A 26504-nucleotide genomic window follows, 5' to 3' on the forward strand; every position below is an offset into this window, starting at 1 on the left:
TGGGTTGATTGCCGGGAGGACCTACCGACATCGAGAGAATCGTTTGAAGCCCCGAAAGCCAGGCGCAAAACCACACAAGAAGATGACTCAGAAAAACTGCTGAAATGTCTTAACTTGGGTGGATTGACTGCACACCGCCCCCCATTGATGGGAACTACCGATGACGTATTTCGGCGCGGAAGACATCGGGGTAATTATGACGAATCAGACTGGTGAGCTGGTGAGCAAGCTCGTCCGGCTCCTGCTTCAGCCGGCCTTTAAGCGCGCATTCCCACACAGACAGCACGTGCCAGCCGGCGCTTATCAACATGTCTTCGCTGCGCAGGTCACGCTGACGGTTGGCGTCAATTTTGGCCTGCCAGAAATCGCGCCGGGTCTGAGGGAGTGTGAAAAGATGACAGTCGTGCCCGTGCCAGAAGCAGCCATGAACAAAAATAGCTGTACGGTACTTCGGGAGAACAATATCGGGCGTGCCGGGAAGACTTTTGACGTGCAGACGGAAGCGGAATCCGAGAGAAAAAAGCAGTTTGCGTATCAATAACTCGGGGACAGTATTTTTACTCCGGATCGCACGCATGTTCTTGCTACGGCGCTCCGGATTATGTACATCAGTCACGGATTATGCCGCCAGTTTTCGTTTTTGCACTGCAGCATCAAGACGCCTGGCTTCAATAATCCGACTCTTCATCAGCGTGGCTACTGCCGCAAATACCTGCACGACAACCGAATTTCCGAACTGCCTGTAAGCCTGGGTATCAGATACCGGGATGCGGAAATCAGACTCCCCCGGACCATCATAGCCCATCAGCCTCGCACATTCGCGCGGCGTCAGGCGCCGTGGCCGGTTCTCCATGTTCTGCTTGTTGTGCAAATCAAGGTCAGGATCAAAGCCGCGGTCAATTAGTATTTCCGAACCATCCTTATGGTATCGCGCAGACAGGGTGCGCGCTACATCTGTTGCCTTTACCAGTCCGTACCCGAAACCATTACCCTTGGCTTTGTGTTTAAGCGCGTAGTTAAACAGGTACTGCCAGAGATGGGGCGTCAGGATATAGGCCGGATCAGGATTTTTTTCCAGAATATCGCCCAGCGTCGGTTTGTGCTTCGGATAAAGCTGATCAACATCTTTCAGCGTAAAGCCATCATGAACATTGAGATCCTTGCGGAAACCGACAAGCACAATGCGCTCACGGTGCTGCGGAACAAAGTGACGACCATCGATGACTTTGTAGTCCTTCCTGCCGGCCTGTTCTGCGTCAGCAACCCAGTAGCCCAGTTCATCCAGCGCGTCCATGATGACGCGGAAGGTCTTGCCCTTGTCATGGCTTTTAAGATTTTTCACATTCTCCAGCACGAACGCAGCCGGGCGCTTGGCGGCGATGATACGGGCCACATCAAAAAAAAGCGTCCCCTGAGTATCGCACTCAAAACCATGTTTCCGGCCCAGCGAATTTTTCTTTGAAACCCCTGCAATCGAAAACGGCTGACACGGGAACCCGGCAAGCAGCACATCATGATCCGGCACTGCATTGTCAATGTGCCTGTAAGCCTCGTCCTCTGTCACATCCTCCTGCTCACTTAGTGTAACCTTGCGGATGTCGTCGTTAAATACGTGATGCTCAGGGTCTGAATAGTGATTTGCCTTGTATGTGCGCACAGAGTAAGGGTTCCACTCGCTGGTAAATACGCAGCGTCCGCCGATGCCTTCAAAACCTTTCCTGATGCCGCCGATACCGGCAAACAGGTCAACAAAATCAAAGTCGTGCTTCTGATGCGTTGACGGTGCCTTCGGCATGAGGCCAAGAAGATGGACGTACTCCGCATAGCTGAGTCTGGGACTTGCCTTCCCGCTGAGCCAGCGGTTAATTTTTTCGCGGTTCCAGGATTCGGGCGATATCTCATTCAGATATCCCGCAATATATTTTTGGTCGTAGCTTTCAAGCGTCTGTTTCAGAAGCGTCAGGCCGTCATTGTCTGGTGCCATAATTATTATCTGGGTGAAATTAGTGCAGCATTATCACACATTTGACCCAGATAGAATTCAAAAATTCTGCATGACTCATCGCAAAAATTGGCAAATAGATACTAAGTACCGTCGCCGCAAGGTCAATCGCGCGATGACCACCCGAGGGCGGCCGGACGACCACTCTGCCGGGCAACGACCGCAGGCGCATTGAATGCGCGAGCGGCAGCGTACAGCCAGCCAAATTGTGTGCTGCATCAGTGATCGTGACTTGGCGGATTACGGGGTCAACGAGTGCGGCATTCTGCGCACTTTGAGGACGCTACCATTGCCGACGTCATTCTGGATCGCATCATGCAGCGCAACCATCGCTTTACGCTGACCGGCGATTCGCTGCGTGCCGAACGACCAAAAACGGCTAAAAAAAGGAAAAAAAGATGGCCCCATCGTGACCGCAGGCATTAGAATTTGACCGCGTAACATGGTTCTGTCGCGTTAGCCAGACCATGGTGGCTGATCAGGTAGACTATGACGCCCGGATATTGGACGAATCGAGATGCTCAACTTCAAAGGGATGCGGTTCCCGATCGACGTGATCCTGGTTTGCATCCGCTGGTACGTGGCTTACCCGTTGAGCTACCGGCACCTCGAAGAGATGATGCAAGAGCGCGGTGTGTCGGTCGATCATTCGTCGATCAACCGTTGGGCAATCCGCTTCTTGCCGCTTGTCGAGAAGATGGCCCGCAAACACAAGCGCCCGGTTGGGACCAGCTGGCGCATGGATGAAACCTACATCAAGGTCAAGGGCATCTGGAAATACCTCTACCGCGCTGTCGACAAGCAGGGCAAGACCGTCGACTTCCTGCTGACGGCCAAGCGCGACATGGCCGCAGCCAAGCGCTTCTTCGACAAGGCCATGGCCGCACAGGGCGCGCCTGAAAAAGTCGCGATGGACAAGAGCGGCGCCAACAAGGCAGCGATCGACGAGATAAACGCCGGCCGCGCCGTGCTGATCACGGTACGCCAAGTCAAATACCTCAACAATATTGTTGAGCAGGACCATCGCGCGATCAAGCGCGTGACCAGGCTTATGCTGGGCTTCAAGTCATTCCGCTCTGCCAGCAATGTGCTTGCCGGCGTCGAGCTCATGCACATGATCCGCAAGGGCCAGTTTGCCATTAATGGCGCCGCTGTCACGTCGTTCGCTGACCGGTTTTATGCGTTGGCAGGGCAAGTCCGTCCAGTGTAAGCCGGGGTCATGCTCGGCACGGAAAACTCCGTCCTGCGCTCAACAACGCGACAGAACCCGACGATCTCGGCCAGGCGGCCGAAAAACGAGATGCGGTGCCACTCGGTCAGCTCTTTCTGCTCGCCGGTGTTCTTGTCTTTCGACTTGTACGAGGTGGCGACAGCGATGTTCGCGATCGCGTCGCCACTCGGCATGTAGCGGATTTCCGGATCGCGGCCCAGATTACCGACGATGATTACCTTGTTGACAGATGCCATGATTTTCTCCAGGTGAGTTAGCCTGGCGGGATACGGTACCGCCGCCAGGCGACGGACTTACGCAACCTTCGCAACCTTGCGTTGGCGCTTTGGCTTTTCCTGCTGCAACGACTGCACTTTCGTTTGCTCCTGTTCCTGCTGGTCGGACTGCTCATGCACCTGGTCGACCTGTGCGCTTTGGTGCTTCCTGATCGCCGCGTCGACGATCGTTCGTACCTGGCGATCAAGGCCTGCCTGACCAAGGGCGCTGCGCGTGGCCAGGTCGTTGAAGTCGGTGTACTGCTTCATCTTCTCGAGAGCGGCAAGCTGCTCGGCGCTGAGGGTGGTGCCGGTGCCCTGGTGTTTGCGGTAGGCCTGCGGCGTGACCGGATCCAGCCCCGCCGGATAGCTGGCCTCGCCAAGTGCGAAAATTGGCAGCAGCACCTTGCCGTCGACAAGAGCGGCCGCCTCCTCCGCCTTGGTGCGGCCCGGGTTGACGCCGAGGGTAATTTCAAGATGCCGGTCGTCGTCGCCGGCAATCACGATCGGCTTGTCCGGGAATTTCTGATGCAAGGCCTGCGCCACCTGGAGAACGTTGCCAGAGTCAAACGCCGAGACAGTGGGGAATCCCAGCGACTGTTTCAGGCTGGCCGACGTGGCGTACCCCTCGCCGATGACGATCGCCGGCGCCTTCGCCAGATCGTCCATGCCGCCGCCGACGACATGGAAGCATCCCTCTTTCCGGCTGTCCTTCGCGAAGCGCTTGGTGCCATCCTCCTGGATGTACTGTAGGGACCACTGTTTGCCGTCGACATCGATTGCCGGGATGTACGTTTTCTTTCCGTCCTTGTCGGTGAAAGCGCCGGGCTGCGGCTCGATCCCCTTGGCCAGCATGTAGGGTGTCGCCTGTTCGACCGGCCGCAGTTTTTTTAACTGCGTTGCCACACGCTTTGCCGCCTGGTCCTGCAGCTTGCCGTGCTCAGCCTCGCGCTGCTGCAGATTTTGCGCCGCCTCGGCCGCCAACCGCGCCTTCTGTTCAGGGTCGAGCGTATAGCCTTTTGCCTTCCAGGTCAGCTCGGCGCCGGTCTTGTTGTTTTTCATGTAGCCGGCCGGGGTGCCGTCCAGGTGTCCAACATAGAAGCCGGAGCCTGAATTTTTGCTGAATTTTTCACCTTCAACCGTGATCCGGTGCTTCGAGCCGTCCATGATCGGGTGCTCACCGCTGATGACGCAGCCGATCGATTTCAGAGCGTCGGCGAATTCGTCCCTTGGAGTCATCGCCGGGCTCTGCTCCACCGTCACGTTCTCCGGCTTCCATTTTTCGAGCTTCGCCATGTCGGCGCCAGACCCGGCGTACCAGGACTTCGCCACCTTGTCCCATGCAGCGCCGGCGGCCCTTGCCTCGGCGCGCTCGGAATACGGCACGGCGAGGTAGAAACGGCCCTCCACGGCGCTGTCGCAGAAGGCTGTTTCAGGCGCTCCGGTCGCTTGGGCGTCGCTGGCAGCCGTTTTGGCGGTTTGCGGAAGCCATTTTGCAAATAACGCCGCGTCGACGCCGGCCGGGATATACCAGGACTGCTGCTGCCGGTCCCATTTTGCGCCCAGATCCTTTACCTGGCTCTTTTCCTTGTAGGGGACGTCGATGAAGATCCTGTCGGTGTCGCCGGCATGCACAGCGGCCTGTGCCAGCAATGCGGCCGACACAGCGCGCGCCTGCTCCTTGAACTCGGCCTTTTGCTGCAGCTCCCCGGCCGTCGCGGCCAGCTCGGCACTCTTGCGCGCTTCTTTAGCGGCTGAAATATCCTCGTCCGTGCTGTCGGGATCGCGGCGTACGCGCATTTCATGTACGCGGGCGAGCTTGGCCGCCTTGGCCTGCTCGCTGATGGTTGAATGGGCGTCCACCAGTGCCAGGCGCTCTGCCAGCCGATCGGCATCCTGCTCGGTTGGCCTGTGCGTCAGCCATTCTTGAGTGCTGTCGCGCAGCTGTGCATAGACGCCCCAGAATTCCGGCTCCACGCCCTTCTCGAGGGCCGACTTCGGAACCAGCTTGCCGTCCACCTCTTCTGCCACCGCACCTTGCACCAGGACGCCACCGTTCCAGTCCTGCGGCAAAGTAAAATCGAACGCCGCGGCTGTTTCCCGACCGAAGTGCTCGATGGCGGCGGCGCGCACGTGGCCAAAGGCCTGGCCTGTTACAAGCTCGAGCCGGGCCGCGGCCACGTGGGAGTCGGTCTGGCGCACCGGCAGCTGTTGGCCCGCGTCGTACAGCTGCTGCTTGAACGCCGGGACGTCTTTCGGCAGGGGATGCCGCTGCCAGAACGCATTTTCAGGACTCACAGGCTCCATCGCGGCCAGCACGTCTTGCACACGGTTGAGCTGCGCCAGGTTGGCGTGGTCCAGGGCGCGGGTCAGCGTGTCTTTCTCCATACGCGCAAGGGTCCAGGCCTCGGCGCGGCCAATACGCATTGCCTCCTGATCGACCGCCTGGGGAGTGGTGGATATCGGAGCCGACATCACGGCCTGAACCTCCCTGGCAGCTTTTTGAAGCGCCCGCTCGTAGAGAGCATGCACATCTCCGTTGTCAAACATCAGCTGACCGATGTCGCCTGGTTGCTCATTTAGCTGCAGCATCACTTTATTGCCTTGCATTACACGCGGATTGACCTGGTCGACGATAGTGAACGTCTCGTTCATGACGACAAAGGCGTCGATCACCGCTTCAAGCGAGTTGTGAGGAATGTCGCGGTCGCCGCCGAGATCGGCATCGAAAACCCGCAGGGCAAAACCGGGAAAGTCCTGGGCGTCTGAAAACCGGGTTGCAGTATTCATCGCTTCCTCCGATTCAAGCTGTAGCTGGAGCTGGTCCATGATGCGTTCAGCCGTACTGGCGAACTCCTGCGCTAATCCCTTGCGCTCAAGATACGCATTATCCGCTCCGGTATGGCCGGGTTCCAAGCCGAACACGGAGGAAAGCCGGTTCTCGGCCTTTTCGTAGAACACCGCCGGCTCGCTGCCGGTGACGCTGCCGACCGTGGTCAAGCCGCGGCTGCGCAGCGCATCTTCAAGATCGGTGCCCTGATACGCCCTGAAATGGCTGAACGACACCTCGGGATTGTTGAGTACTGCCCCAATGTCTACCGCCAGCGCCTTGACCCGTTGTGCCTCGGCCTGGGCATCCTTGAACGTTGTCGCCGCCAGCACGGTAAATGAACGTTCGCCGGTTTCCCGGCCGACGTGCCAGTAGGCGCCTTCGTTTTTGATGACGCCTTGCCAGTCCTGCGACATCGGATCTGCCGTCGTCCAGTCGCGCAACCGGCCCTGCGTGTCGACGAACGCCTGTGGGTGCTCGATCGCGCCCGCTTGCGTGCTGGCTTGTTCCTGAACTTGCGTCTGGTCCAGACTCAGCACGTAATCCTGGATCTTTTCGGCGTCGGCCGCGGCGCGGAAAATTTCTAGCGGATCGTCCTGCAGCGCCTTGATCCAGGAACCGACATAGGCGGCGTGCTGCTCCGGATCGTGGCCAATGCCCAGCTCGTCGCCGAGGATCATGCTGGCAATCTCGGCGCGCAATTCTTCTTTGGCGTAGCCCTCGCTGCCGAACGGGTGGATCAAATCGCGGTCCAGCCTCGAAGAATGGCCGGTCCAGTGTCCCAGCTCGTGCAGCGCGGTCGCGTAATAGGCGTCGGCGGTCGCGAACTGGGCCTTGTCCGGAAGATGGATGCTGTCGCTAGCCAGGCGATAGTAGGCGCGGTCGTGTTCGCCATGCCTGATCGTGGAGCCGGAGGACTGCAGGATTTGCTCGGCACGGTCCGCGGCGTTCCAGCCCTGCTCCCTGCGCGCCACCGGCGGCGGCAGACCGTCGATCTGCTCGGCATTAAACACGGTGGCGATGAACACCCGAGGGCGTTCCAGCTTCACGGTTTCCTTCACCGGATCGCCCAGGTTGTCGAGAACCGGCTTGCCGTCCACCATTCTGGTATGTTCGTCGGTAAATTTCCAGTACTGGATCGGCGTACCCTTCTCGCCTTTGCGCACCTGGGCGTCCACCGCGCCGGCCTGCTTGTACGTCATCCAGCGCTGATCCGTGCGGCCTTCGCTCATGAGCTGCAGGGCATTGATGCCACGGTAGCGCTTGCCCGTGGTCGGGTTGATCGGCATGACGGCGCCGGCTTCGCCCGGCTCCCACGGCTTCTGCCACGGCGCCGTGCCCTCTCGCAGTTGCTCGATCAGCTTCTCGGCGACTGCCTCGTGAAATGGTTTCTGATCGCTTTTCATCTCGTTTCCCTTCCCAATGGTTCCGATGAACTGGATTGCCGGCGTATTAGTCGTGGGTACTGTCGATCGCGTCCGCTTCGCTCAGCGCGTCCTCATGGAAGGCGCCTGCCGCTTCGGCTTCTGCTGGATCGAACTCGGCCTGGAAGCCGGGCGTCATGGTGTCCGCCAGCTTGCCGCGGGCGCTCTCGAGCGTTGCGGCAGCGACATCCTTGACGATGATGAAATCGCGTTCCGCATCGGTGACGGCCAGCTCGCGCAGGGCGTCGTCAGACTCGGTGGCAGCAGCTGGGAAATTTATGCTTTGGTTGTTCATGATTGCGCTCTTGGTCGTGGGTTAAGCTGCAGTCTTGGCTTTGCTGTAGTCGGGTTGGCCCTTGCGGTCGGGGTACGTCTGTTTACACTCCGGGTAGCCGCTGCAGCTCCACCAGAAGGCGCCCTTCTTTTTCGGGTTCGGCCGGCGAGCCAGGCCGCGCTCGCACGCGCCACACTTGTGCTGCGCCGAAACCTCAAGTGCTGTTTTCGGGACCGGCTTGCCGGCCTTGTCCTCGCACGCATACTTGCAGCCACCGCCAAACCCGCTGCAGCCCCAAAAGAAATCCTGTGTGCCCTTTTTTCGCAGCCGCAGCAGCGGCTTGGTGCAGGTCGGGCACGGATGCAGATCCACCTGGATGGCAAGACCCTGCTCCTTGACCCGGTCCACCTCGCCGGCAACATAGCCCATCAGTTCGGTCACGAATGAGAGCGTGTCACGCTCGCCGGCCTGGATCGCTTTCTGCTGTTCGTGCCAGAGCGCAGTCATGTCAGGGAACTTGGCCTGGTCAGGCAAGGCGTCGTAAAAATCTTCAGCGGTCTTGGTCGGGACGATGTTCTTGCCCTGCTCGATCAGGTACAAGCGGTCGAACAGGGTAGCGATAATACTGTCTCTGGTGGCCGGCGTACCAATTCCGCCATGCTCGCCTTCCTTGCCTTTATCCTTCTCGAGCAGCAGCTTGCGCAGGCGCTCGTCCCGGATGTACTTGGCGACACGGGTCAGGTCACTGAGCAGGGTGGCCATTGTGTACAGCGGCGGCGGCTTCGTTTCCTGCTTCTCGGCTACGGCACCGGTGCACGAACCCGCCTGCCCGTCCTGCAGGCTGCGCACATCGATCGCCACGGCGCCTTCATCACCATCCAGATCGTCGTTGCCGGCGTCGTTCTTGTACAGAACCCGCCAGCCTGGCTGCGTCGTGATGTTGGCGCGCAGAGCGAAACGGTGGCCGCCCGCTTCCACCACCACATCGGTCTGGTCGTACAGGTGCTGCGGCCAGAACTGCGCGATGTAGGCACGGGCGATCAGCAGGTAGATCTTCTGCTCGCCGTCGCTCAGGTTTGCCAGATCGGCCGTTGTCTCGGTCGGAATGATGCCGTGGTGAGCCGAGACTTTGGCTGAATTGAATGCCCGGCTCCTGATGGCCGGGTCGCCCCGCTGCGCGGCCGGCGCAAGGACCGGCGCCGTCTTGCCGATCGCGGCCAGTACGGCCGGCGCCTCCGGGTGCAGCTCGTCGCTCAGGTACTCGCAGTCGCTGCGGTTGTACGTGATCAGCTTGTGTCGTTCGCGCAGCGCCTGGGTGATGTCCTTGGTCTGGTCGGGCTTGAATCCGTACTTTCGCGAAGCGTCCGTCTGCAGTTTCAACAGACTGTAGGGCAACGGCGGGTGCTGCTCTTTCGACCTGGTGACGGCACTGACGATGCGGGCCGGCCTATCCCGGGCAGCTTCGGCCACCCCCTTGGCGTGCCGTTCGTCCACCAGACGGCCCTTCTCGTCCACCGGATCATTCTCCGCAACCTGATACCGTCCCGGGAACGTGACGCCCTGCACGTCGAACTGGCCGGTCACGTTGTAGTAGCAGGCCTTGGTGTGGGCATTGAACGCGCGGGTCCTGCGCACCACCAGTCCGAGGATCGGGGTTTGTACCCGGCCAACGCTCATGAGTCCCTGGTACCCCTTCGAGCGCGCCGCCAGCGTGTATGCCCGTGTCAGGTTGTAGCCGTACAGCTGGTCGCCGACGCTGCGCGCCTCGGCCGCTGCCGACAACCCGGCGAACTCGGCGTTGTCGCGCATCGCGGCCAGCGCCTTCCTGACCGCGGCGGTGGTGTTGTTGTTGATGAGGATGCGTTTGACCGGCAAGCGGCATCCCGTATATTCCAATATCTCATCGACAAGCAACTGGCCTTCCTCGTCCGGGTCGTCAGCATGGACCACGCTGGCGGCCTTTTTCAACAGGCCCGTAATCGTCTTGAGCTGGTCCTGGCTCCGGTCGTCGCCGCCGGGTTTCTTGCGCCACGGGATGTGCGACATGGGCAGGTCGTCCATGCACCAGTTCTTGTAGCGCTCGTCGTAGTCCTCCGGGTCAAGCAGCTGCAGCATGTGCCCGAAGCACCATGTAACGTAATCTTCTCCACAATCGTAGTAGCCGTCCTTCCGGCTGCCGCCGCCCAGGCCCTGGACGATCGCTTTCGCCAAGTCGGGCTTTTCCGCAATGAACAGTCGCATACATGCCTCCTACCAGGTAACAACCGGGACTATGACGCTCCGGATTTGGGAACGCCCCACCGGGCCAAAATAGCGCGCGTCGAACGACGTGCCGCTGACAGTTGACATCAGCAGCACGTCGTTACTGCCAAGGGTGGAACGATCGGACTGAAAACGCGGCAGCGCTCGGCCGACGCGATCATGCGCGAGCGGCGCACTGAGGGGCAGCAGCGCGCCGTTTACTCTTACGCCCTCCCCGGCGATGGTTACGCGGTCGCCTTTAGCGGCTAAAATTTTCTTCATCATGTAGCCGTAATCGCCGGGACAGAAACCGGCGGACAGGTAACCTCGCCGCTTCGCTTCCGCGATCACCCCAACTTGCGGGGGGCAAAAAATGACGTAGGCGCCCTTCTCCGCCGGCCCGTTGCTGGTCCAGTACAGGCCCAGGGGGATGCTCTTGCTCGTATTGATCCGGGCGCCCACCACATGGCACAGCAGGCCCAGGGCGATCACGCCGGCGCCAACCAGGCTCACTGCGACGGCGGCCCTTACGAGCAACGGCTTCATATCGTTATCCCGTCCTCGCTCTGGCGGGTCTTTACAGAGCGCAGCGCATCACTTTTCTGCGGCGCCGGCACGGCCGCGCGGGCGGTAAACGTCGGATCCTGGAAATACAGCGGCTGGCGGCCATAGATGGCCGGGTAGCCGGCCACATACACCACCATGTCGCCCGCTTCCTCAATCACATCGCCGCTCTTCTTGGGACCGGGCATCCGCAGGCATTCGTCCGGGGTCAGCAACGGTCGTTGAACTTCCTGGATGGTGCGCGAGACCTGACCGAGCATCGCACTGGTGCGCCGGCCGCTGGTCGTGATCTGCTCTTTTGCGACGGTTGTCGTGCCCGTCAGCTTCGACAGGTGTTCGGCCGTTTCCACGCGGTTGGGCGGATAGGCGTTTTGCACGTGGCAGTTCGATGTAATCGTCTCGTCCGGGCCGTAGCCGGTTTCTCGGCTCTTGAGCTGGTTGATGTCCTGGCAGATCAGATAAAACTTGATGCCATAGCCGGCCACGGATGCCAGCGACTCCTGCAGGATCTCCAGTTTGCCCAGGCTTGGGAACTCGTCGATCATGCCGAGAAGGCGATGCTTGTAGTTCTTCCTGGTTTGAACATAGGTCGTCGCCGCCTGCGCAATACCGATCCTGGCGAGCATGCGCCGCCACCACGGCATGGCGGCGACGACCCTTTCGAACTCCATCTTGTCAGCCAGCAGCCGCACGACCTGGTTCAGAATCACCCGCACCAGGGGGCGCAGCCTCGCCTTGTCGTTTGGCTGGGTGACGATGTACAGGCTGACCGGGCTGTCGTGGTTCATCAGGTCCTTGATGCGAAAGCTCGACCGGCTGACGTTGCGCGCCACGACGGGGTCGCGGTACAGCGCGAGGTACGACTTGGCCGTCGACAGGACCGACCCTGCTTCTTCTTCCGGCCGGTCCATCATGTCGCGCGCCGCCGACCCTACGGCCGGGTGGTTCTGTCCGTTGACGTGGCCATACGTGACCATTTCCATCCACAGCTCGGCCACGCTGCGGTTCGGATCGGCCAGCAGAAAATCGATGTGCGGAAGATTTGCCGGCGTGCCTTCGTTTTTGGCTTTGTACAAGGCGTGCAGGATCACGCCGACGAGCAGCGCCTGGCTGGTTTTTTGCCAGTGCGTTTCCAGGCCCTTGCCGTCCGGGTCGACCAGCAGGGTTGCCAGGTTCTGCACGTCGCCAACCTCGTGCCCGGTCCCGAGCCGTATTTCGTCCATCGGATTGATGCTGACGTCGCAATCCGGATCCGCCGGTTCAAAGCGCAACACCTTGTTTTTCGCGTACTTCTGACGCCAGCCCGCCGTCATCGCCCACAGCTCCCCTTTCAAGTCGGTGATCAGCGCGCTGCCGGGCCACGACAGCAGCGTCGGCACAACCAGGCCGACGCCCTTGCCGGATCGGGTCGGGGCGTAGGTCAGAACATGTTCAGGCCCGTCGTGGCGCAGGTAATGCAGCTTGCCATGCTTGTCCACCCAGGCGCCAACGTACACGCCGCTGCTCTTCGCCGCCTGAACACCGCGTATGATCTCGTGCCACTTGCGCGCTGACGGCAACAGACCTGCGTTCTCAATGTCCTGCATGTTCGCCCAGCGTGCCGAACCGTGCAGATATTCGTTGGCCTTCGATGTGTTCGCCAGGACCATCCTGGCGACGACCAGTCCGATCAGGCCAACGCCGGCCAGGGCAAGACCGACGCTCCCGGCGCGCATGATGGCGTCCGGGTAGTTGCCGTACCACTTCGCCCCCCATTGGAGAATGCCCCACGGCGGGTAGATGTGGTCCACATTCCAGCCCAGCGCCGCCTGGTAGCGCATGTCGTGAGCGAAGAACTGGGTCGCCGCCTGCAGAGCTCCCCCCAGGGTGAGCGTTGCCAGCGCCGGGATGACCTTGCCAGGCCCCTTCTTCCTGGCCCGTACCTGCGGGCCAACGGCATTGTTGAACCGGTCGTTCATCTGCTCCGTCCCTTCTTTTTGATTGCTTCGTTGCTGGTCACGCTTATTGGCGTTCCCAGCGCGATCCGCTTCAGGCGTCGTGCCGTGGCTTCGTCAACTGGCAATACCTGGACTTCTTCACCATGCTTGAGCAGGGCCAGCGCCTGCCCGTCGATCTGGCGCAGACCGGCATACAGCAAGGTCCTGTCCTTGTCTGGAGTATATCGTACGTGCTTCGGTATATCGAATTTAATGGAACGTTTTTGTTCTCGCTCAGCTATGTATCGGTCGGCCGCGCGCGTTTGAGCGGCGCCGTTTGCATACTGGCCGGTGTGCAGGCCGGCCGGCGTGCCTGGCGTGAAAGCCGGGGCCGCTGGTGTGACGCGCTCGCCAATGACGATCGCGCCAAGCTGGGACAGCCGTTGCAGCCGGTCCTTGCTCGCCGGTGACGGCGAAGTGCCAAGGCGGCCGACGCCGGGCTTGCCGCCAGTTGCTGCCGGCGCCCGAGCTACTCTTGCTGGCCGATATAGATCCCGTCGCACCCCGTTATCTGGTTGGCCTCCTTTGTGCTCCATGTGACCAGGTACATCACCCGGCAGTAGCACTTGACCTCGGTCGGGCTGCTGAACCACACCGAGTTCGGACATTGCTCGCACACGGTTTTGTGCAGCGGGCGGCGGGTAACTGCCAGTTTTTCGAGCGTCGGACTTGTGACCGAAGGCGTGTCCGGGTCCTGGCCTGGCGGCGCCGGCTGCGTTCGCTGCTGTTGCTCCTGCTGCTGCTCCTGCTCCTGCTGCTGCTGCTCCTGCTGCCGCTGCCCGGCCGGCTGCGGCCTGTCGAGCTGGGCCATCGCGGCTGCGATCAGGTCGTCGTCTGCTGCTCTCGTTTCCATTCCGGTTTCCATTCTGATTCTCCCTGGTAGTGAGTGGTTTGATCAACTCCTGGCGACGGCGCTCAATGGCGTCGTCGGTGAACGTGACGGGCAAGTCGGCCGCGGCGGCAGCCTTTGCGATCTGTTCCTTGAACGCTGCCGAACCGTCGACTGTGATCCGGCTGCCATAGCGCTCCATCGCCAGGCGCAAAGCCGCCTGCAGGCCGGCCTGGTCGGCCCCTGTTGAAACCTTCAGTTTGTTGCCGTCGTCGCGTACGGCGCTGGCGCCGACGCTGTAGATGATCGTGCCCTTCTTCGTTACGCTGTCGTGCTTGAACCGGCCAGTAGCGGCCCCCGGAGCGCCCTCCCCGGCCACGGTGTCGCCCGTCAGTTTTGCCGCCGCGGCGCGTCCGCGCAGCGCCTCGAGCGCTTCCTGATCGCCCCCAATCGCCTGCTCGCGCAGCCAGTCGGCCCACGCCACGCGCGTCGTTTTTGCGTAGATCTCCTGGCGCTCCTTGAGGTACTGCCTGTTGATGCGGTCGATCTCGGCGATGAGGGTTTTGCTGGTCGCTGCATACATCAGCTTTTTACCGATCCCCGGTGCCCCGCTGATCTTGATCGCGGCCCGTTTCAACCGACCGGCCCGTTTCGCGTCCTCGATCAGCCGGTTCTTGCGGGCGATGGCCCTGCCCCATTCAATCGCCCTGGCGGACGTTGCCGACTGCTGTACGTGTTTGTACCTGGCGTGCAGTTCGACCGTATTAACTTTCGAACGCATCGGTTTCTTCTCGTAGCGCTTGTTCGGCGCGCCCTTGGTTGGCGCCTGCGACTTGGCGAAGCTGCCCAGGCGCCCTTCCAGGTTCTTTTTGGAAAACTCCCGGTGGACGGCGCTGGCCTTGACGCTGATGCCGTTCCCGGCGCTGATAATCAGGCCGTTGGCATGCTCGCGGATTTCAAGGCCATGATCGTGCATGACCTGGTGCAGCTGCGACCAGGACTGCGCGCTGCGTATCTGGTCCTGGCATTCGCGCTTGATCCAGCCCAGCAGGCTTTCCACGTCCGAATGCCGCTCCATGTCGGCGGCGCGGTTTTCGCTGCCATTCTTGTTCGCCTGGTGGTTCACCCTTTGCAGGCCATATTCGACTTCCAGCCTGTCGCAGAGCTGGCCCAGCACATGGTATGCATTGAACGGCTCGTGGATGGTATAGCGGGTCGGATGAATCTTGTTGATCGCGATGTGTATGTGCAGGTTGTCGGTGTCGTGATGAACGGCACTGACGCGTTGGTGCTCGCCCAGTCCGATGACGGCGCATATACGTTCTTCAATGGTTTTCAAAGTCGCTGCGTCGGGTTCTTCGCCGGCTGGGAAGGCAACGATCAAATGATAGGTCTTGTCGGAAGCCGAGCGCGTGTTTTGGATTTGCGTATTCAATACTTCGAGCATGGCGACTGCTGCTTGCTCGCAATGGCAGTTGGTGACGCTGACGGTGCCGACCCGTTCCTGCTTAGCCTGGGGATCGATCAGGTATTTGACCAGCTGCGCGAAACTGCTCTTCTGGACCGATTCCATGGGGACATGCCGGACGATCATGCTATTCGTCCGAAACTTTAGCCGCTAAAGTTTTCACCGCTGCCCCTTGGTCGCCTTTAGTATGAGTACCTCGCGCATGACGCCATACATCCGGTCCTGGGTCGCCTCGATTTTTGCGAGCAGGGCGCGTATGGTGGCCTCGCCAAACGCGACCGTTCTCTCGTCGTTGGTGAGCCAGAGTTTCAACAATCCCCCCAAACGCCCGAGGTCGCCGTTGATGCGCGCCAGTTCCTCGACGCGGCGGTTGTCAAGGATGCTGCGGGCTTCGTAGCCTTGTCCGATGTTGCGCAGGAAGACCGCCACCGGCAGGTTGGCGGCCCGCGCGTTCCGCGCGATCTGCTCTTCCTCTTCCGGCAGCACCGGCACCCGCAGGTGCTTGTGTTTCCGGGTCACTTTTGTCGCCTTGTTCATCGTGCACGTATCCGTGTTCGCGTGTTCGCCGGCAGGCGATGATTTTTTGGCGGCGGCAGCCGCCTGCCTCGCAGAGCAAGATTCCCGTTGAGCGACGCAGGCGCGAATAAGGGAGAGTGAAGAGAGAGATATCCGGCTTGCCGGATAGCTATCTTCACCTATCTTGCCCGACTCTCCGAGTCCATTACGCCAAGAAAATGATAGCACTGCGCTTTCGATTTATCCACGAAATATTCAACAGAAAACTACGTTTTTTGACGATATAGCGGAAATTTTTAGAACCCGGCCTATAATTGGAACAGTGGAAAGCTGCTCGCCCGAACCTGGTACTCGACAAGGCGGCGCTCATCAGGAAGAAGGGAGCCATGGCCAAGTCTTATTCAGAAGAGCTTGCCAAGTGGGTGAAGCAACGGCCAGCAAAAACGAAGCGCGAGAAGAACGTGGTCGCGTTCCTGGCCGTGCGCGACGACGTCAGGGAAGCGCTGGGTCAGGGTTATCCGGTTTCGACCATCTGGGCGCACATGCACGAGATGAAACGGGTCGAATTCAGATACGAAATGTTCCTTCATTACGTCAACCGGCACATTCGAAGGCCGCAGCAGGAAAAGCAGCCGTCGCTCCATGTCGTCCAGGTGCCAGATTTGCCGGCAAAAAAGGCCCAGGCAAGACAGCCTCCGCCAGCCAGGGAAAAGCCGGCGCCCACGGGCAAGCCGTCAACGTCGACCGCGCCGGCCGGGTTTACATTCAACGCCGCACCTAACAAAGAGGAGCTACTGTGATGTCGAAAGTCCATATCATCTTGCAAGGCAAGGGTGGGGTAGGGAAGTCGGTAGTGGCCGCTCTGCTTTCGCAATATTTGGCAAGCAAGGGATCGCCGCCTGCAAACATCGATACCGACCCCGTCAACGCTTCTTTTTCCGGATACAAGGGTCTGGCGGTTCATCACCTCAAAATCATGGAAGACGACGAGATCAACCCGCGCAGCTTTGACACGCTGGTTGAAATGATCGCCGCAGCCAGGGGCGATGTGATCATCGACAACGGGGCGTCGTCGTTCGTGCCGTTGTCGCACTTTCTCATCAGCAACCAAGTGCCGGCGTTGCTCGCCGAAATGGACCGTCAACTTGTCGTCCACACGGTAATTACCGGTAGCCAGGCGCTGCTCGATACCGTCAGTGGATTTGCCCAGCTCGCATCGCAGTTTCCCGGCGAGGCGCTGTTCGTCGTATGGCTCAATCCGTACTGGGGCCCGATCGAGCATGAAGGGAAGGGCTTCGAGCAGATGAAGGCTTACCAGGCGAACAAGGCCAGGGTTGCCGCGATCGTGCGGCTGCCGGCCCTCAAGGAAGAAACCTACGGCCGGGACCTGGCCGACATGCTCAAGGATCGCCTGACGTTCGACGAAGCAATCGCACTCGATACGCTGACCATCATGACCAGGCAGCGGCTCAAGATCATCAAAAGCCAGGTATTCGGGCAACTCGACAATGCAATGGTGATCTGATGGACCCGTTTGACGATCTGATCCGTGAAATTGGCGCCAAGCACGGCATCGCGGTTGGCCGCGACGATCCGATCCTGGTTCTGCAGACGATCAACCTGCGGCTGATGCACGACAGCGCCAAGGCCCAGCAGGTCCAGCTCGATCAGTACAAGGAAGAACTGGAAGGACTGTCCCAGCGCTGGGGAAATGACGCCAGGGACAAGGCAGAACGCATCCTGAACGCGTCACTGGCCGCCAGCAAGGATGCGATGCAGAAAGTGATGGAGGAGGGCGCCAGGCGGGCTGCGGCGGCCCTGGTGGGCGAAGTCAATGCCTTGCTGGGGGCAGCTGCCGCGCGCGCCGGCGACGCCAGGAAGCTCGCCTGGTTAAACGTGTTTGCGTCCTGTGTCACCCTGTGCGCAGCTGCGATCGTGCTGTGGTCCGTCGTCCGCTGATCGGCAGTGGTATCGTCCCCCTTGGGCGGCGAAGTTTCAGGTCGGTCGCTGGGCAAGAACGAGGACATGCGACAGGCCGGCTCGGCCCATCTGCCGTTCCAGTTGCTCTTTTTCCTGCTTTAACCGGCGCTGGTGCGCCAGGTTCATGCGCTGGGCTTCCTGCAGCTGGTCCCACTCGCAGGCCAGGCCTAGTTCCTGATGGCGCAGCTTGCGCGTGGCCAGCTCTTCCATGCGGGGCCCGTGCGTCCCCATGCCTTCCTTAATTTCGCGCACGGTTTCGAGTCGGCCCTGCAGTCGCTGCAGCGTGCCTTGCTGCTGCTCGAGCTGCTGCTGCCAGCGCGAACGCGCACCTGGCAGGGCGATCAGGCTTGGTTGTTGCGATCTGCACTGTTGCAGCCTGGACGACTGCTGCTCGATGAGGTTTTCCAGCTTGTCCTCGATCCGTTCGGCCTGGTCGTATTTCGCTTCGACCTGCACCGCCAGGGCCGCACTGTATGTTGTTGCGAGGGTTGTTGCGAGCGTCGTTTCGATGCGGCCTGCATCGGGCAGGCTGGCTTGCTGGGCTTGCAGCTCACGTGCCCGCTCTGTCAGGCTGTCGGCTTGCAAGTCGGCGTCCTGCACTGGCAAGATCGCTTGCGTCACCCTGTTTTGCTGCCCGGGTTGGCCCCGTTTCTGATCCATGACTTCCTCCGATTTTAGCGGCTAAAGTCGGTCAAGAAATTCCACGTCCCAGTTTTATTGATGCCGCCAGCGATGGCTGGGCGGCGCCCTGGACATACTTGACGCTGGAATTGCTCCCGATTTCAGGTACTTTACCGAAATCCGCGAGATCATGCCTTACGAATGATGCACCTACCTGCTGATACACGTGGGTGCGGTCCTGGTAGACAATGACGCCCACATGGACCTTGGCTTTGTCGGCCTGAAGGGCCAGGTGAATGTTGTAAATCCCAGGCTTGACCAGCCCGGCCTTCTCGACTTTGTCGGTAGCCCATTGGCCTTCGATTTCGCTCTGAACGAGGCGCTGCCCATTCATGACAAGAAGGCGTTGCTTCATTGAAGTCTCCGTGCGGTTCTGAATCAGGGCAGATGTCATCAGTTTTAGTTGTGAGATAGTAGACATGCAACCCGTTATTCTAGCCCATTCTGTTTCGATTTATCATCGTTACTGGAAGCACCGTTTACAATTTAATCATACTTGTGAGAATTCGTGATTTTTATAGATTGGCGGACACCGGCGGCGGGGCCGGCCCCGCTGTGCATGATTGATTGGAAACCTGTTTGCTGATATTCGGCTTGAGCGTTTGCAGCAACTGTCAATTTTGCTCCGCGATGCCTTCCGCGCTTCCATCTGGCCGCGCAGCGCGGATAACGGTGCCTGGGCTTTCGCGCGAGCAGGCGCGTTTCATTGCGCCTGCTCGCGCCGGCCGCGTGCAGCCGTCAGCACGCGGCCGGCCAAGTCAAATCATTCGCCCGGCAGGCTTGCTGTTGAGACTAGCCTTCGAGGACGGCGACAAGCCGTACGTCCGCCAGGCTGGCCTCAAACTCCTTGCCGTCGTCCCCATATTTCAACCAGGCATACCCTTCCGCCGGGGGGCGCCTGGTGAGCATGAGCCGGGCAGGGCGGCCGTCGTGCTCAACCTGGACGATCGCCTTTTTCAGCTTCGACGAATCGGCCTCCTTTCCCGTCTTCGGACCTGGTTCTTGCTCGCCCGCCTCACCATCGGTATCGGTCTGTCCGGACCCGAGATCAACCGTCACCGGGTCGTGTTGACCTCCGTCCTTGTTCTTCTCGGAGAGGAATTCGCGCAACAGCTTGACTTCGCCACGGGTAATCTCCTGGGTTGGGACGCTCAGCCAACCCTCGACTGCCTTGGGATTTTCCTTGTAGGCAGTCGCCAGCTCATTGACGACCGTTACATCATTCGCCCGGCCGTTGTTAAACACGACAGCGATTGGCTCTGGCAGATCAAGCAGCGTGACATACTGCGTCACCCAGGAGGCCGACTTGCCCCAGCGCTCGGCAATTGCCTTCTTTTTTTTCCCGCCGGCGAGCTTGCGGCCGATTGCGTTGGCGATTTCCCGCGGCGCCTGGCCTTCGCGCTGGATGTTCTCGATGATCTGGTCGTCGTCATCGTGTTCGTTATCGATAAACGCCGGCAGCACGGACAGCCCCTTGAACTTGCCGGCACGATAGCGGCGGTGGCCGTGATTGATGATGTAACGGCCTGGCACCGCCTCGTTATCGCGCAGCGAAAGTGGTGTCTTCGGACCCTTTGGACCGAAGCTGCCTGCCAGCTCGGCGATGCTTTCAGGCCGAAAACCGGGATTGTCCTGGGTGCGTGGCTGGTTCGGGTCTTCGTCGATCAGGTCGGTGGCGATCATGAGAGGCCCGCGATCGCGCGGTTCCTGCGTGGGCTCGTCCAGCAGCGACGACAAGTCGCCCATGCTGTCAAGTCCGAGGCCGGAAACGCCTTTTTTGGGAATAGGTGCGTTCATGCTGCGATCTCCATCTTTTCAAATACATATGCGGCCACAGCCCGCACTTCCTGGCTCGCCTTGCGTGCCGTGGTCTTCTTGATTTTCCACACTGGCACACCCGTCGCCATGGCGTCAGCGATGCTGCCACGCCGGCCGATCTCCAGAGGAATCATCAGCTGGGGGTAAGCGGCTTTCAGCTCGGCCAGGTTGCGGACCTGGCGCGGATCGCGCGCATCGACCATGTTCGGCAGCATGCCAAGGAACTTGAGCTTCGGATTGAGCTTGCGAATGTTCCCGATCACGGTCAGCATCTTCCTGATGCCCTGGATGCTGTAGGCTTCCATCTGGATCGGCGACAACACGCAATCGGACGCGTTCAGGGCGCTGGCCAGACTGACATTAAGTGACGGCGCGGTATCGATCAGCAGTACGTCGAAGTACGCGGCCAAAGCCTCGACGTTCTGCTTGAACGCGCCGGCAACCTGGTCAAACTTGCGCATGTTGACGTCGGCCATTGCATTGTCGGCTGCGATCACCCGCACGAGGGGCCCGTCGGGCAGCCCTGCTAACGCAGCGTGAAGGCTGTCAGTACTGCTTGGCTCGAACATTTTACTGGCTGTGCAGAAGGTCTCGAACTGCCGCAGCGTGGAAGCGACGTTTCCTTGAGGGTCGAGTTCGCAGACAGCCACGCGTAATCCGCGCTCCAGAAAGTCAAACGTCAGATGCGCGATGTTGGTCGACTTGCCGTCGCCGCCCTTTTGCTGTGCGACCGTAACCACTTTCATTGTTTTGCTTCCCGTTTTCTGGCCGCGTCCTGCGCCCATTTCTTCACTATGAAGGCCTGATGCTCCGGCAGCACGGCTGATACCCGCTCGTATCCCTCGGGCAGGCTCTTCGCTTCGAATGCGGCCCAGACCCGCTGCACCGCCTGCGACACCGCCCCCCTGGTCAGAGAGAGCGATTTCACGAAGCTCGATTGCTGCTGGCCTTCCACCAGCACCCCGCGGGCTATCTCGATCGTCTGCTGGCCAACGTCCAAGCTTTTGATCGCGGCCTGGAACTGTGCCTCGGTTAATTGCTTTTTCATCCATTTCACCCATAGTCATCACCCCGCGCCTTTGGTTGAACAAAGCCGGTGTCAGCCAGCCACGCAGATAGTTTAGCTAAACTTATTGATAAAGTCAATAATTTAGCGGCTAAAGCGCACAGGTGTTCAATAAAGCAGCCATCACTGACCAAGCGACGAAGTAAGCCATGAAGGTAAAGCTGGCAAATGTACCTGGCATATCCCATAACCACAGCACGAGGAAGAACTGAAACACGCGGTCTAGGGTTACTACATATCTAAGCAACGGCCATACAGAGACCGTACCCAGATACCCGTAAAGCAGAACTGCCACGCGCCTCCTTCGACGCAGGCCACGAAGCTGCAGGGGAAAGACGGTCGGTCTTCGGCGTCGGGAACTCGAATATTTTCAGCTTGGCTTGACCCTTTCTCGATTTCGAGTTTCAATGCTGGTCACAGGTCTCCGCGCCTGGGTCTGAGTATGTCAGTGCTCAGACCAAGCCCCCGGAGCGATCCGGGGAGCTTCAACTCCAACACTTGCAGCTTCCGCCGGCTCAACTTGAACCTGCCACCACCGACTATGCTTCTGCCACGCGTCGCCTCCGTCTTCAAATGGTATCGAAACACCTTACCGCGCTCCCGCTTGGTTCCGTCCCGATTTGCTTCGCAAATCTGAACGGCTGCTTCAAGTTGGGCCGGATGAATCCGACCCCTAAAACCCAAACAAACCCTGTCAACGCTAACAATGAAGTCTGCAACGTGCAAACGCCTGACCGATGGCGTTTGTCCTCGTTCGCCCGCATAAAACGCCTTGTGCGTCGTTCTGAACCGTTTCGTCATTTTTGCCAATAGCGACCTCACCAGGCTGTCTGCGTGAAGCAGTTCGCGCGGGCAGCCACCGGCAGGCGCGCCACATGGCTTCTTCCTGGCGTAAACCAGTAGCATCTGAAACCGGTCGGCTTCCGATCGGGCCTCGGCCCGCTTGCAGCTCGGATGTCCTGTTATCCGCCCTGAGCAGGTGCCTTTTTTCGTGTGCCTGTCATTCTGATGTTTTTATCTTGTTTTCTTGGAGCGCTTAGCGCGATCTGTTGTGCTTGGTTGTTTTCGAAATTTGAGCAGCTAAAAACGCGTAATTTCTCCTGTAGCGGTTGCGCGGGGCAGTATTCCCTTGTGCGCGAAGCGCAGTCTGGATTTCCCCTCACGGGGTGCCCGCAACGCGGGCGGGGTGGTGGATTAAAATGCCACGGTCACGTGCATATTAAAAAAAGGATTAAAAAACGATTAGGGCCGCCCTGCTTCCCTATGAAAAACAGCCACTTTGCGGGAGTCAGATGCCGCTACTGCGGGAACCGGATGCCGTAGGAGCGGGTGTCAGATGCCGTTTGCCGGGAACCAGATGCCGCACCCTAATCGGGTGTCAGATGCCGTGGCTGCGGGTGGGAGTCAGATGCCGCAGCGGTCCGGCCGCTGAAAACGGTGCGCCGGCAGCTGGCAAGGCGGTACGCCGGCCATTTTGAGCTTGATTCACGTGGGTGGGAGTCAGATGACGTCAGATATGTCGGCGCAGAATGACCATGAAATGCCACAAGCGGGAGTCAGATGCCGTGGTTTTGCACTTTCAACGGCCAGACGACCGGCAATGAAGCTTCTCGCCAGGTCGATCGCACCAATGAAAAGCCTCACAGGGGTCAATGAACGACGCCAGCCACCGCAATCTGCGCCTAGGTGGGAGTCAGATGCCGCAGGGTGCGAACGTCAAAATTGCTCGAAACCGACTTGCGGAGCGTTGAAGGCTGCATTGTTTTCGCGCTCCTTACGCTTTTCGAGGTGGCGCGCCTGGCTGGCCGAGGGCTTCTTGCGCACTGACACGAGATCGGATTTCGGATCGATCTTCCACTCGAGCAGGGCGCCGATGCTTTTGAGCTTTTCCACGGCAACGCGCAGCTGCTTGCGAAAGTCCGTCAGCCGCTGGTCCGATTTGCTGCCGCACAGGTCACGGATCGTCTCGACCTTGTAGTCGAACGGCTCTGCATGGGATGAATAAAACGCATGCAGCCATTTCGCGAGATTGTTCGATTTGAGGCGCTTGCGCTGTTCCCAGTCGACCCGCGTATATCCCTCCGAAAACAGCTTGAGCATTTTCTCGCTGAAAACAACCACGTATGCCTGCAAGTTTTCGTCGTAGAAGTATTCGCTGATCAGGCCGCCGGCAAACCTCTTGCCTTCCTTGACCCAGCGGATCTCGACGCTTGTGCTTCGCAATCGCATGATGTCCTCGGCCAGCTGCTCATGCTGCGTGCCGCCGGTGCCGCGATCGAGCGCTTTTAATAACGCATTCGACGAGAACTGGACACGGTCGCCGAGCGCCTTGCCGCGCGCCAGGTGAATCAGCTCTTCCCATACGTCCAGGTCGCTCTGATTGAAGCGCTCGCCTTTGACGCGCACCTCGATGCCGTCGACGGCAGCGATGAGTTCGCGCTTTTTTGCGGTAGGCCTGATCTGGCTGATCGAAAACAGCGAGCCGCGCAGTGCGGCATTCGGGATGCCGCGCACGGTGTCGGGCCACAGGTCCAGACCCATTTGAGGCGAATTGTCGGTCTTGACGGCGCGCGATTTTGCCGCTTGCACCGCCGGCGTGCTTTTCACCACCGTGGGCGCGCGGCGGCGCCGCGGTACCGGTGTCACAGGCGAAATATCGGATGGGATACCGGCGTTTGTTGCAGTCATATCTGTTTCATTCATGAACGTCATCCTCTGCCGCTACGATATCATTGGGAAACTTTGGTGTCCATGTATATCAGAATAGGATATACCGAAAATAGTTCCTGCCGCTGAGGGATGCTGGCTGTGAGCGAGGCGCGCAGCGCCGGACGGATCGTTGACGCTGCATCCAGCCGTGCGCGCAGGTGCCGGGCTGGCAGTGCCATGCGGGGTCAGGCAAGCGGGTGGCCTGAAAAGTGGCCGCCAGGCGGCCAGTCGCGCAGCGACCGAGCACGGCGCTCGGGCAAGCTTCGACGGGGCATCCCCGGTTTTCGTGAATGCGCTTAACGGTCACGAAAATGCCCCGTGCGCCCTTGACGTTGCCCTGCCTCTTGCCTTGTGTGGCAAGTTCGTCTGCGCACACCCGCCTGGTGTCTCCAGGCGTATTCGCTACTGTCGTTGTCCTTTTTACACGTGGCATTCTTGTGTACTCTGATCGGGCTATCCTGAAAGGGGCGATCACGGTTAATATTGTCGAGATATTGAAGCGATAACATGGTTGACTGATATGCCGGGCTGACTGGATGAAGGCAATTTAGCTGAATATTCCCCATAAAACTTTAGCGGCTAAAATCGTTCGCCCCACATGACCACACCTTCTGTCTACAACCTGATCTTCTTTACCAACATTCTCAGCAGTCTCGACGAGCTGGGGCTGACGAAGTCCGACCTGGCCACCCGCGCCGGCATCTCCGTGTCGTTTCTCTCCGATCTGACGACAGGGCAGGGCAATCCTTCGCTGCGGATCATGGAGCAGATCGCCGATGCACTTGAAAAACCGCTTGCGACATTATTGGAATCGACCGATCTCGACAAGGAATCGCTGGACGCCCTCGCCGGCGGCCACGCGCGCCTGAGCCTGCCCCCCGGGCTGGAACGCGTGTCAGCCGTTCTCACGGAATTCCAGGCCTTCCAGGTTCGCCAATGGGATGCCGATAACCGGTCGAAATTAAGCAAAACGAAAAGCAGGCGTTCAAAGACGTGACGCCAGGGTAAAACCTTTGGCAGCGAAATAAGCCTGACGAGCGCGCAAAGTGCTCGCCTTACCCGCCTCTCCAGCGGGCAACAAAACTCAGTTTCGGCAATAAATTTTAAACGCTCCTTATTGCGCCGGGACAAACCTTCCGCACGTCGGCACGATACAACATCTCCGCTCTTTGTCCCAAGTCGAATTTCGGTATATCCTCTGATCGTAAAATCAAGGCATCGAAGTGACGGGAAGTAATATGCATGAGACGGAAGACAACTTTTCGAGCGTGAAAGAACGGGCGAAAGCAAAGTTGGTGCGCGACATGGGCGAACTGCTCATGACCGCATTCAATCACCCTAAAACGGTCGAGATCATGTGCAACAGCGACGGCCGCCTGTGGCTGGAACGCCTCGGCGAGGGCATGACGTGCATCGGCACGCTGCGCGCCGCCCAGGCCGAAGCGATCATCAAAACCGTAGCCGCCTGTCACGGCAAGGAAGCGAGGCACCTCAAGCCGCTCATCGAAGGCGAGTTTCCGCTGGACGGATCGCGTTTCGCCGGCCAGCTGCCGCCGATCGTGCCCGGGCCGACCTTCGCCATTAGGAAACGGGCGATCGCCGTTTTCACACTGCAGCAGTACGTCGATAGCGACATCATGGCGCCGCAGCACTGCGCGGCAATCAAGTCAGCCGTAAAAAATCACCGCAATATCCTGGTGACAGGCGGGACCGGATCCGGCAAGACAACGCTGATCAACGCCATCATCCGCGACATGGTCGACAGCAATCCGCACGAGCGAGTTTTCATCCTCGAGGACACCGGAGAAATCCAGTGCTGCGCAGAAAACTTCGTCCAGTACCACACGTCGCCCGAAGTGCCCATGACGGTGCTGCTCAGAACAACCCTGCGCATGCGTCCCGACCGCATCTTGGTCGGCGAAGTGCGCGGCGCCGAAGCGCTCGATCTGCTCGACGCCTGGAACACCGGGCATGAAGGCGGCGCAGCCACGCTGCACGCCAACGATGCGCACGCCGGGCTGACGCGGCTCAAATCGCTCATCACCCGTAACGAATCGGCACCCGCCGACATTGAACCGCTCATTGGCGAGGCGGTTCATGTTGTCGTCCACATCGCCCGCACCACGACCGGCCGCCGCGTACAGGAAGTTGTCGAGATTTCCGGCTATGCAAACGGACAGTACATCACCAAAACCCTTTAGGAGCTTTTCATGCACGTACTGCCCATCCGCCAGCCTGATGCTGTTAACCGAACCCTGACGTTCTACGCCTGCGCCGCACTGTTGTTCGCCGTCATCCTGCTTGCTCCGCACGCGGCTTTTGCTTCTGAAGGCACCGGCGGCTCGTTGCCGTACGAGAGCTGGCTGACCAACCTGCGCAATTCCGCGACCGGTCCGGTCGCGTTCTCGCTGTCGCTGCTCGGTCTCGTCGTCGCCGGCGGCACGTTGATCTTCGGTGGTGACCTGAACGGTTTTTTTCGTACCTTTATCTTCGTGGTACTGGTGATGGCCCTGCTGGTCGGCGCGCAGAACGTGATGGCCACCTTCTTCGGCCGCGGCGCTGAAATCGCCGCCCTGGACGGTGCTGCCGTGACCGGAATGAAGGTGATGGCAATGGCCGCCGCGGGCAGGGTGGCATAGCC

Annotated in this window: 24 protein-coding genes and 1 pseudogene; 7 read left to right on the plus strand and 18 right to left on the minus strand. The window is 59.7% G+C overall.

The window, feature by feature from the left end; translation table 11 throughout:
* Window positions 1–154 precede the first annotated feature (154 nt).
* The 3 genes from CR103_RS15600 to CR103_RS22770 form a co-directional block, all read right to left on the minus strand.
* Entirely contained in the window at window positions 155–577 is a 423-nt protein-coding gene (locus tag CR103_RS15600; protein WP_218968492.1) for a very short patch repair endonuclease, read from the minus strand.
* A 42-nt stretch (window positions 578–619) separates the two neighbouring features.
* Window positions 620–1984, minus strand: coding sequence for a DNA (cytosine-5-)-methyltransferase (gene dcm / locus CR103_RS15605; RefSeq protein WP_099916880.1), 1365 nt, complete (start codon window positions 1982–1984; stop codon window positions 620–622).
* A gap of 258 nt (window positions 1985–2242) precedes the next feature.
* A complete protein-coding gene (locus tag CR103_RS22770; protein WP_180279414.1) occupies window positions 2243–2446 on the minus strand; it encodes a hypothetical protein in 204 nt (67 codons plus the stop codon).
* 73 nt (window positions 2447–2519) lie between these two features.
* Between CR103_RS22770 and CR103_RS15610 the strand changes: the two genes are divergently transcribed.
* Complete coding sequence (locus CR103_RS15610; protein WP_099916881.1) at window positions 2520–3212, plus strand: IS6 family transposase; 693 nt, start codon at window positions 2520–2522, stop codon at window positions 3210–3212.
* A 56-nt stretch (window positions 3213–3268) separates the two neighbouring features.
* Here CR103_RS15610 and ssb read toward each other — a convergent pair.
* The 8 genes and pseudogenes from ssb to traJ form a co-directional block, all read right to left on the minus strand.
* Window positions 3269–3469, minus strand: a pseudogene (gene ssb, locus CR103_RS15615) (single-stranded DNA-binding protein); the annotation flags it as partial.
* 57 nt (window positions 3470–3526) lie between these two features.
* Window positions 3527–7723, minus strand: a complete 4197-nt coding sequence (locus CR103_RS23495) for a zincin-like metallopeptidase domain-containing protein (protein WP_307719713.1) — start codon at window positions 7721–7723, stop codon at window positions 3527–3529.
* A 46-nt stretch (window positions 7724–7769) separates the two neighbouring features.
* The gene (locus tag CR103_RS23500; RefSeq protein ID WP_229443170.1) at window positions 7770–8036 is read right to left on the minus strand and encodes a protein TraD; all 267 of its coding nucleotides are present in this window, start codon (window positions 8034–8036) and stop codon (window positions 7770–7772) included.
* 21 nt (window positions 8037–8057) lie between these two features.
* On the minus strand, window positions 8058–10256 hold the full coding sequence (locus CR103_RS15630) for a DNA topoisomerase 3 (protein ID WP_099916882.1): 2199 nt from the start codon (window positions 10254–10256) through the stop codon (window positions 8058–8060).
* A gap of 9 nt (window positions 10257–10265) precedes the next feature.
* Window positions 10266–10802 carry a conjugative transfer signal peptidase TraF gene (gene traF / locus CR103_RS15635; RefSeq protein WP_099916883.1) on the minus strand — a complete coding sequence of 179 codons (537 nt, stop codon included), beginning with the start codon at window positions 10800–10802 and terminating at the stop codon, window positions 10266–10268.
* A complete protein-coding gene (locus CR103_RS15640; protein ID WP_099916884.1) occupies window positions 10799–12778 on the minus strand; it encodes a type IV secretory system conjugative DNA transfer family protein in 1980 nt (659 codons plus the stop codon). The genes traF and CR103_RS15640 overlap by 4 nt, the downstream gene beginning before the upstream one ends.
* Window positions 12775–15219, minus strand: a complete 2445-nt coding sequence (gene traI / locus CR103_RS15645; protein WP_099916885.1) for a TraI/MobA(P) family conjugative relaxase — start codon at window positions 15217–15219, stop codon at window positions 12775–12777. Before traI ends, CR103_RS15640 begins: the two co-directional genes overlap by 4 nt.
* A gap of 33 nt (window positions 15220–15252) precedes the next feature.
* Window positions 15253–15630, minus strand: coding sequence for a conjugal transfer transcriptional regulator TraJ (gene traJ / locus CR103_RS15650; RefSeq protein ID WP_099916886.1), 378 nt, complete (start codon window positions 15628–15630; stop codon window positions 15253–15255).
* 293 nt (window positions 15631–15923) lie between these two features.
* Between traJ and CR103_RS15655 the strand changes: the two genes are divergently transcribed.
* From CR103_RS15655 to traM, 3 genes are read left to right on the plus strand one after another with little or no spacing between them, the layout of a single operon-like run.
* Complete coding sequence (locus CR103_RS15655) at window positions 15924–16409, plus strand: TraK family protein (RefSeq protein WP_229443183.1); 486 nt, start codon at window positions 15924–15926, stop codon at window positions 16407–16409.
* Window positions 16409–17134, plus strand: a complete 726-nt coding sequence (locus CR103_RS15660) for a PRK13886 family protein (protein WP_099916887.1) — start codon at window positions 16409–16411, stop codon at window positions 17132–17134. The genes CR103_RS15655 and CR103_RS15660 overlap by 1 nt, the downstream gene beginning before the upstream one ends.
* Entirely contained in the window at window positions 17134–17568 is a 435-nt protein-coding gene (traM, locus tag CR103_RS15665) for a conjugal transfer transcriptional regulator TraM (RefSeq protein ID WP_099916888.1), read from the plus strand. The genes CR103_RS15660 and traM overlap by 1 nt, the downstream gene beginning before the upstream one ends.
* Window positions 17569–17604: 36 nt before the next feature.
* On the opposite strand, the gene CR103_RS15670 is transcribed toward traM, so the two are convergent.
* The 7 genes from CR103_RS15670 to trfA form a co-directional block, all read right to left on the minus strand.
* Complete coding sequence (locus tag CR103_RS15670; protein WP_099916889.1) at window positions 17605–18249, minus strand: IncP plasmid survival protein KfrC family protein; 645 nt, start codon at window positions 18247–18249, stop codon at window positions 17605–17607.
* A gap of 31 nt (window positions 18250–18280) precedes the next feature.
* On the minus strand, window positions 18281–18625 hold the full coding sequence (locus tag CR103_RS15675; RefSeq protein ID WP_099916924.1) for a KfrB domain-containing protein: 345 nt from the start codon (window positions 18623–18625) through the stop codon (window positions 18281–18283).
* Window positions 18626–19062: 437 nt separating this feature from the next.
* Entirely contained in the window at window positions 19063–20067 is a 1005-nt protein-coding gene (locus CR103_RS15680; RefSeq protein ID WP_099916890.1) for a ParB/RepB/Spo0J family partition protein, read from the minus strand.
* Window positions 20064–20834: a ParA family protein gene (locus tag CR103_RS15685; protein WP_099916891.1), complete on the minus strand. Its 771-nt coding sequence runs from the start codon at window positions 20832–20834 to the stop codon at window positions 20064–20066. Before CR103_RS15685 ends, CR103_RS15680 begins: the two co-directional genes overlap by 4 nt.
* Window positions 20831–21136: a TrfB-related DNA-binding protein gene (locus tag CR103_RS15690; protein ID WP_099916892.1), complete on the minus strand. Its 306-nt coding sequence runs from the start codon at window positions 21134–21136 to the stop codon at window positions 20831–20833. The genes CR103_RS15685 and CR103_RS15690 overlap by 4 nt, the downstream gene beginning before the upstream one ends.
* A gap of 109 nt (window positions 21137–21245) precedes the next feature.
* Complete coding sequence (gene kleE, locus CR103_RS24180; RefSeq protein WP_180279415.1) at window positions 21246–21449, minus strand: KleE stable inheritance protein; 204 nt, start codon at window positions 21447–21449, stop codon at window positions 21246–21248.
* Window positions 21450–22870: 1421 nt separating this feature from the next.
* Window positions 22871–23842: a plasmid replication initiator TrfA gene (gene trfA, locus CR103_RS15695; RefSeq protein WP_180279416.1), complete on the minus strand. Its 972-nt coding sequence runs from the start codon at window positions 23840–23842 to the stop codon at window positions 22871–22873.
* Between the two features lie 619 nt (window positions 23843–24461).
* Between trfA and CR103_RS15700 the strand changes: the two genes are divergently transcribed.
* From CR103_RS15700 to trbC, 3 genes are all read left to right on the plus strand, one after another.
* Window positions 24462–24860, plus strand: a complete 399-nt coding sequence (locus CR103_RS15700) for a transcriptional regulator (RefSeq protein ID WP_099916894.1) — start codon at window positions 24462–24464, stop codon at window positions 24858–24860.
* Between the two features lie 241 nt (window positions 24861–25101).
* Window positions 25102–26064: a P-type conjugative transfer ATPase TrbB gene (trbB, locus tag CR103_RS15705; RefSeq protein WP_099916895.1), complete on the plus strand. Its 963-nt coding sequence runs from the start codon at window positions 25102–25104 to the stop codon at window positions 26062–26064.
* Window positions 26065–26073: 9 nt separating this feature from the next.
* On the plus strand, window positions 26074–26502 hold the full coding sequence (gene trbC / locus CR103_RS15710) for a conjugal transfer system pilin TrbC (RefSeq protein ID WP_099916896.1): 429 nt from the start codon (window positions 26074–26076) through the stop codon (window positions 26500–26502).
* Window positions 26503–26504 lie beyond the last annotated feature (2 nt).

Source organism: Massilia psychrophila, assembly GCF_002760665.1.
Classification (GTDB): domain Bacteria; phylum Pseudomonadota; class Gammaproteobacteria; order Burkholderiales; family Burkholderiaceae_D; genus JAFCUW01.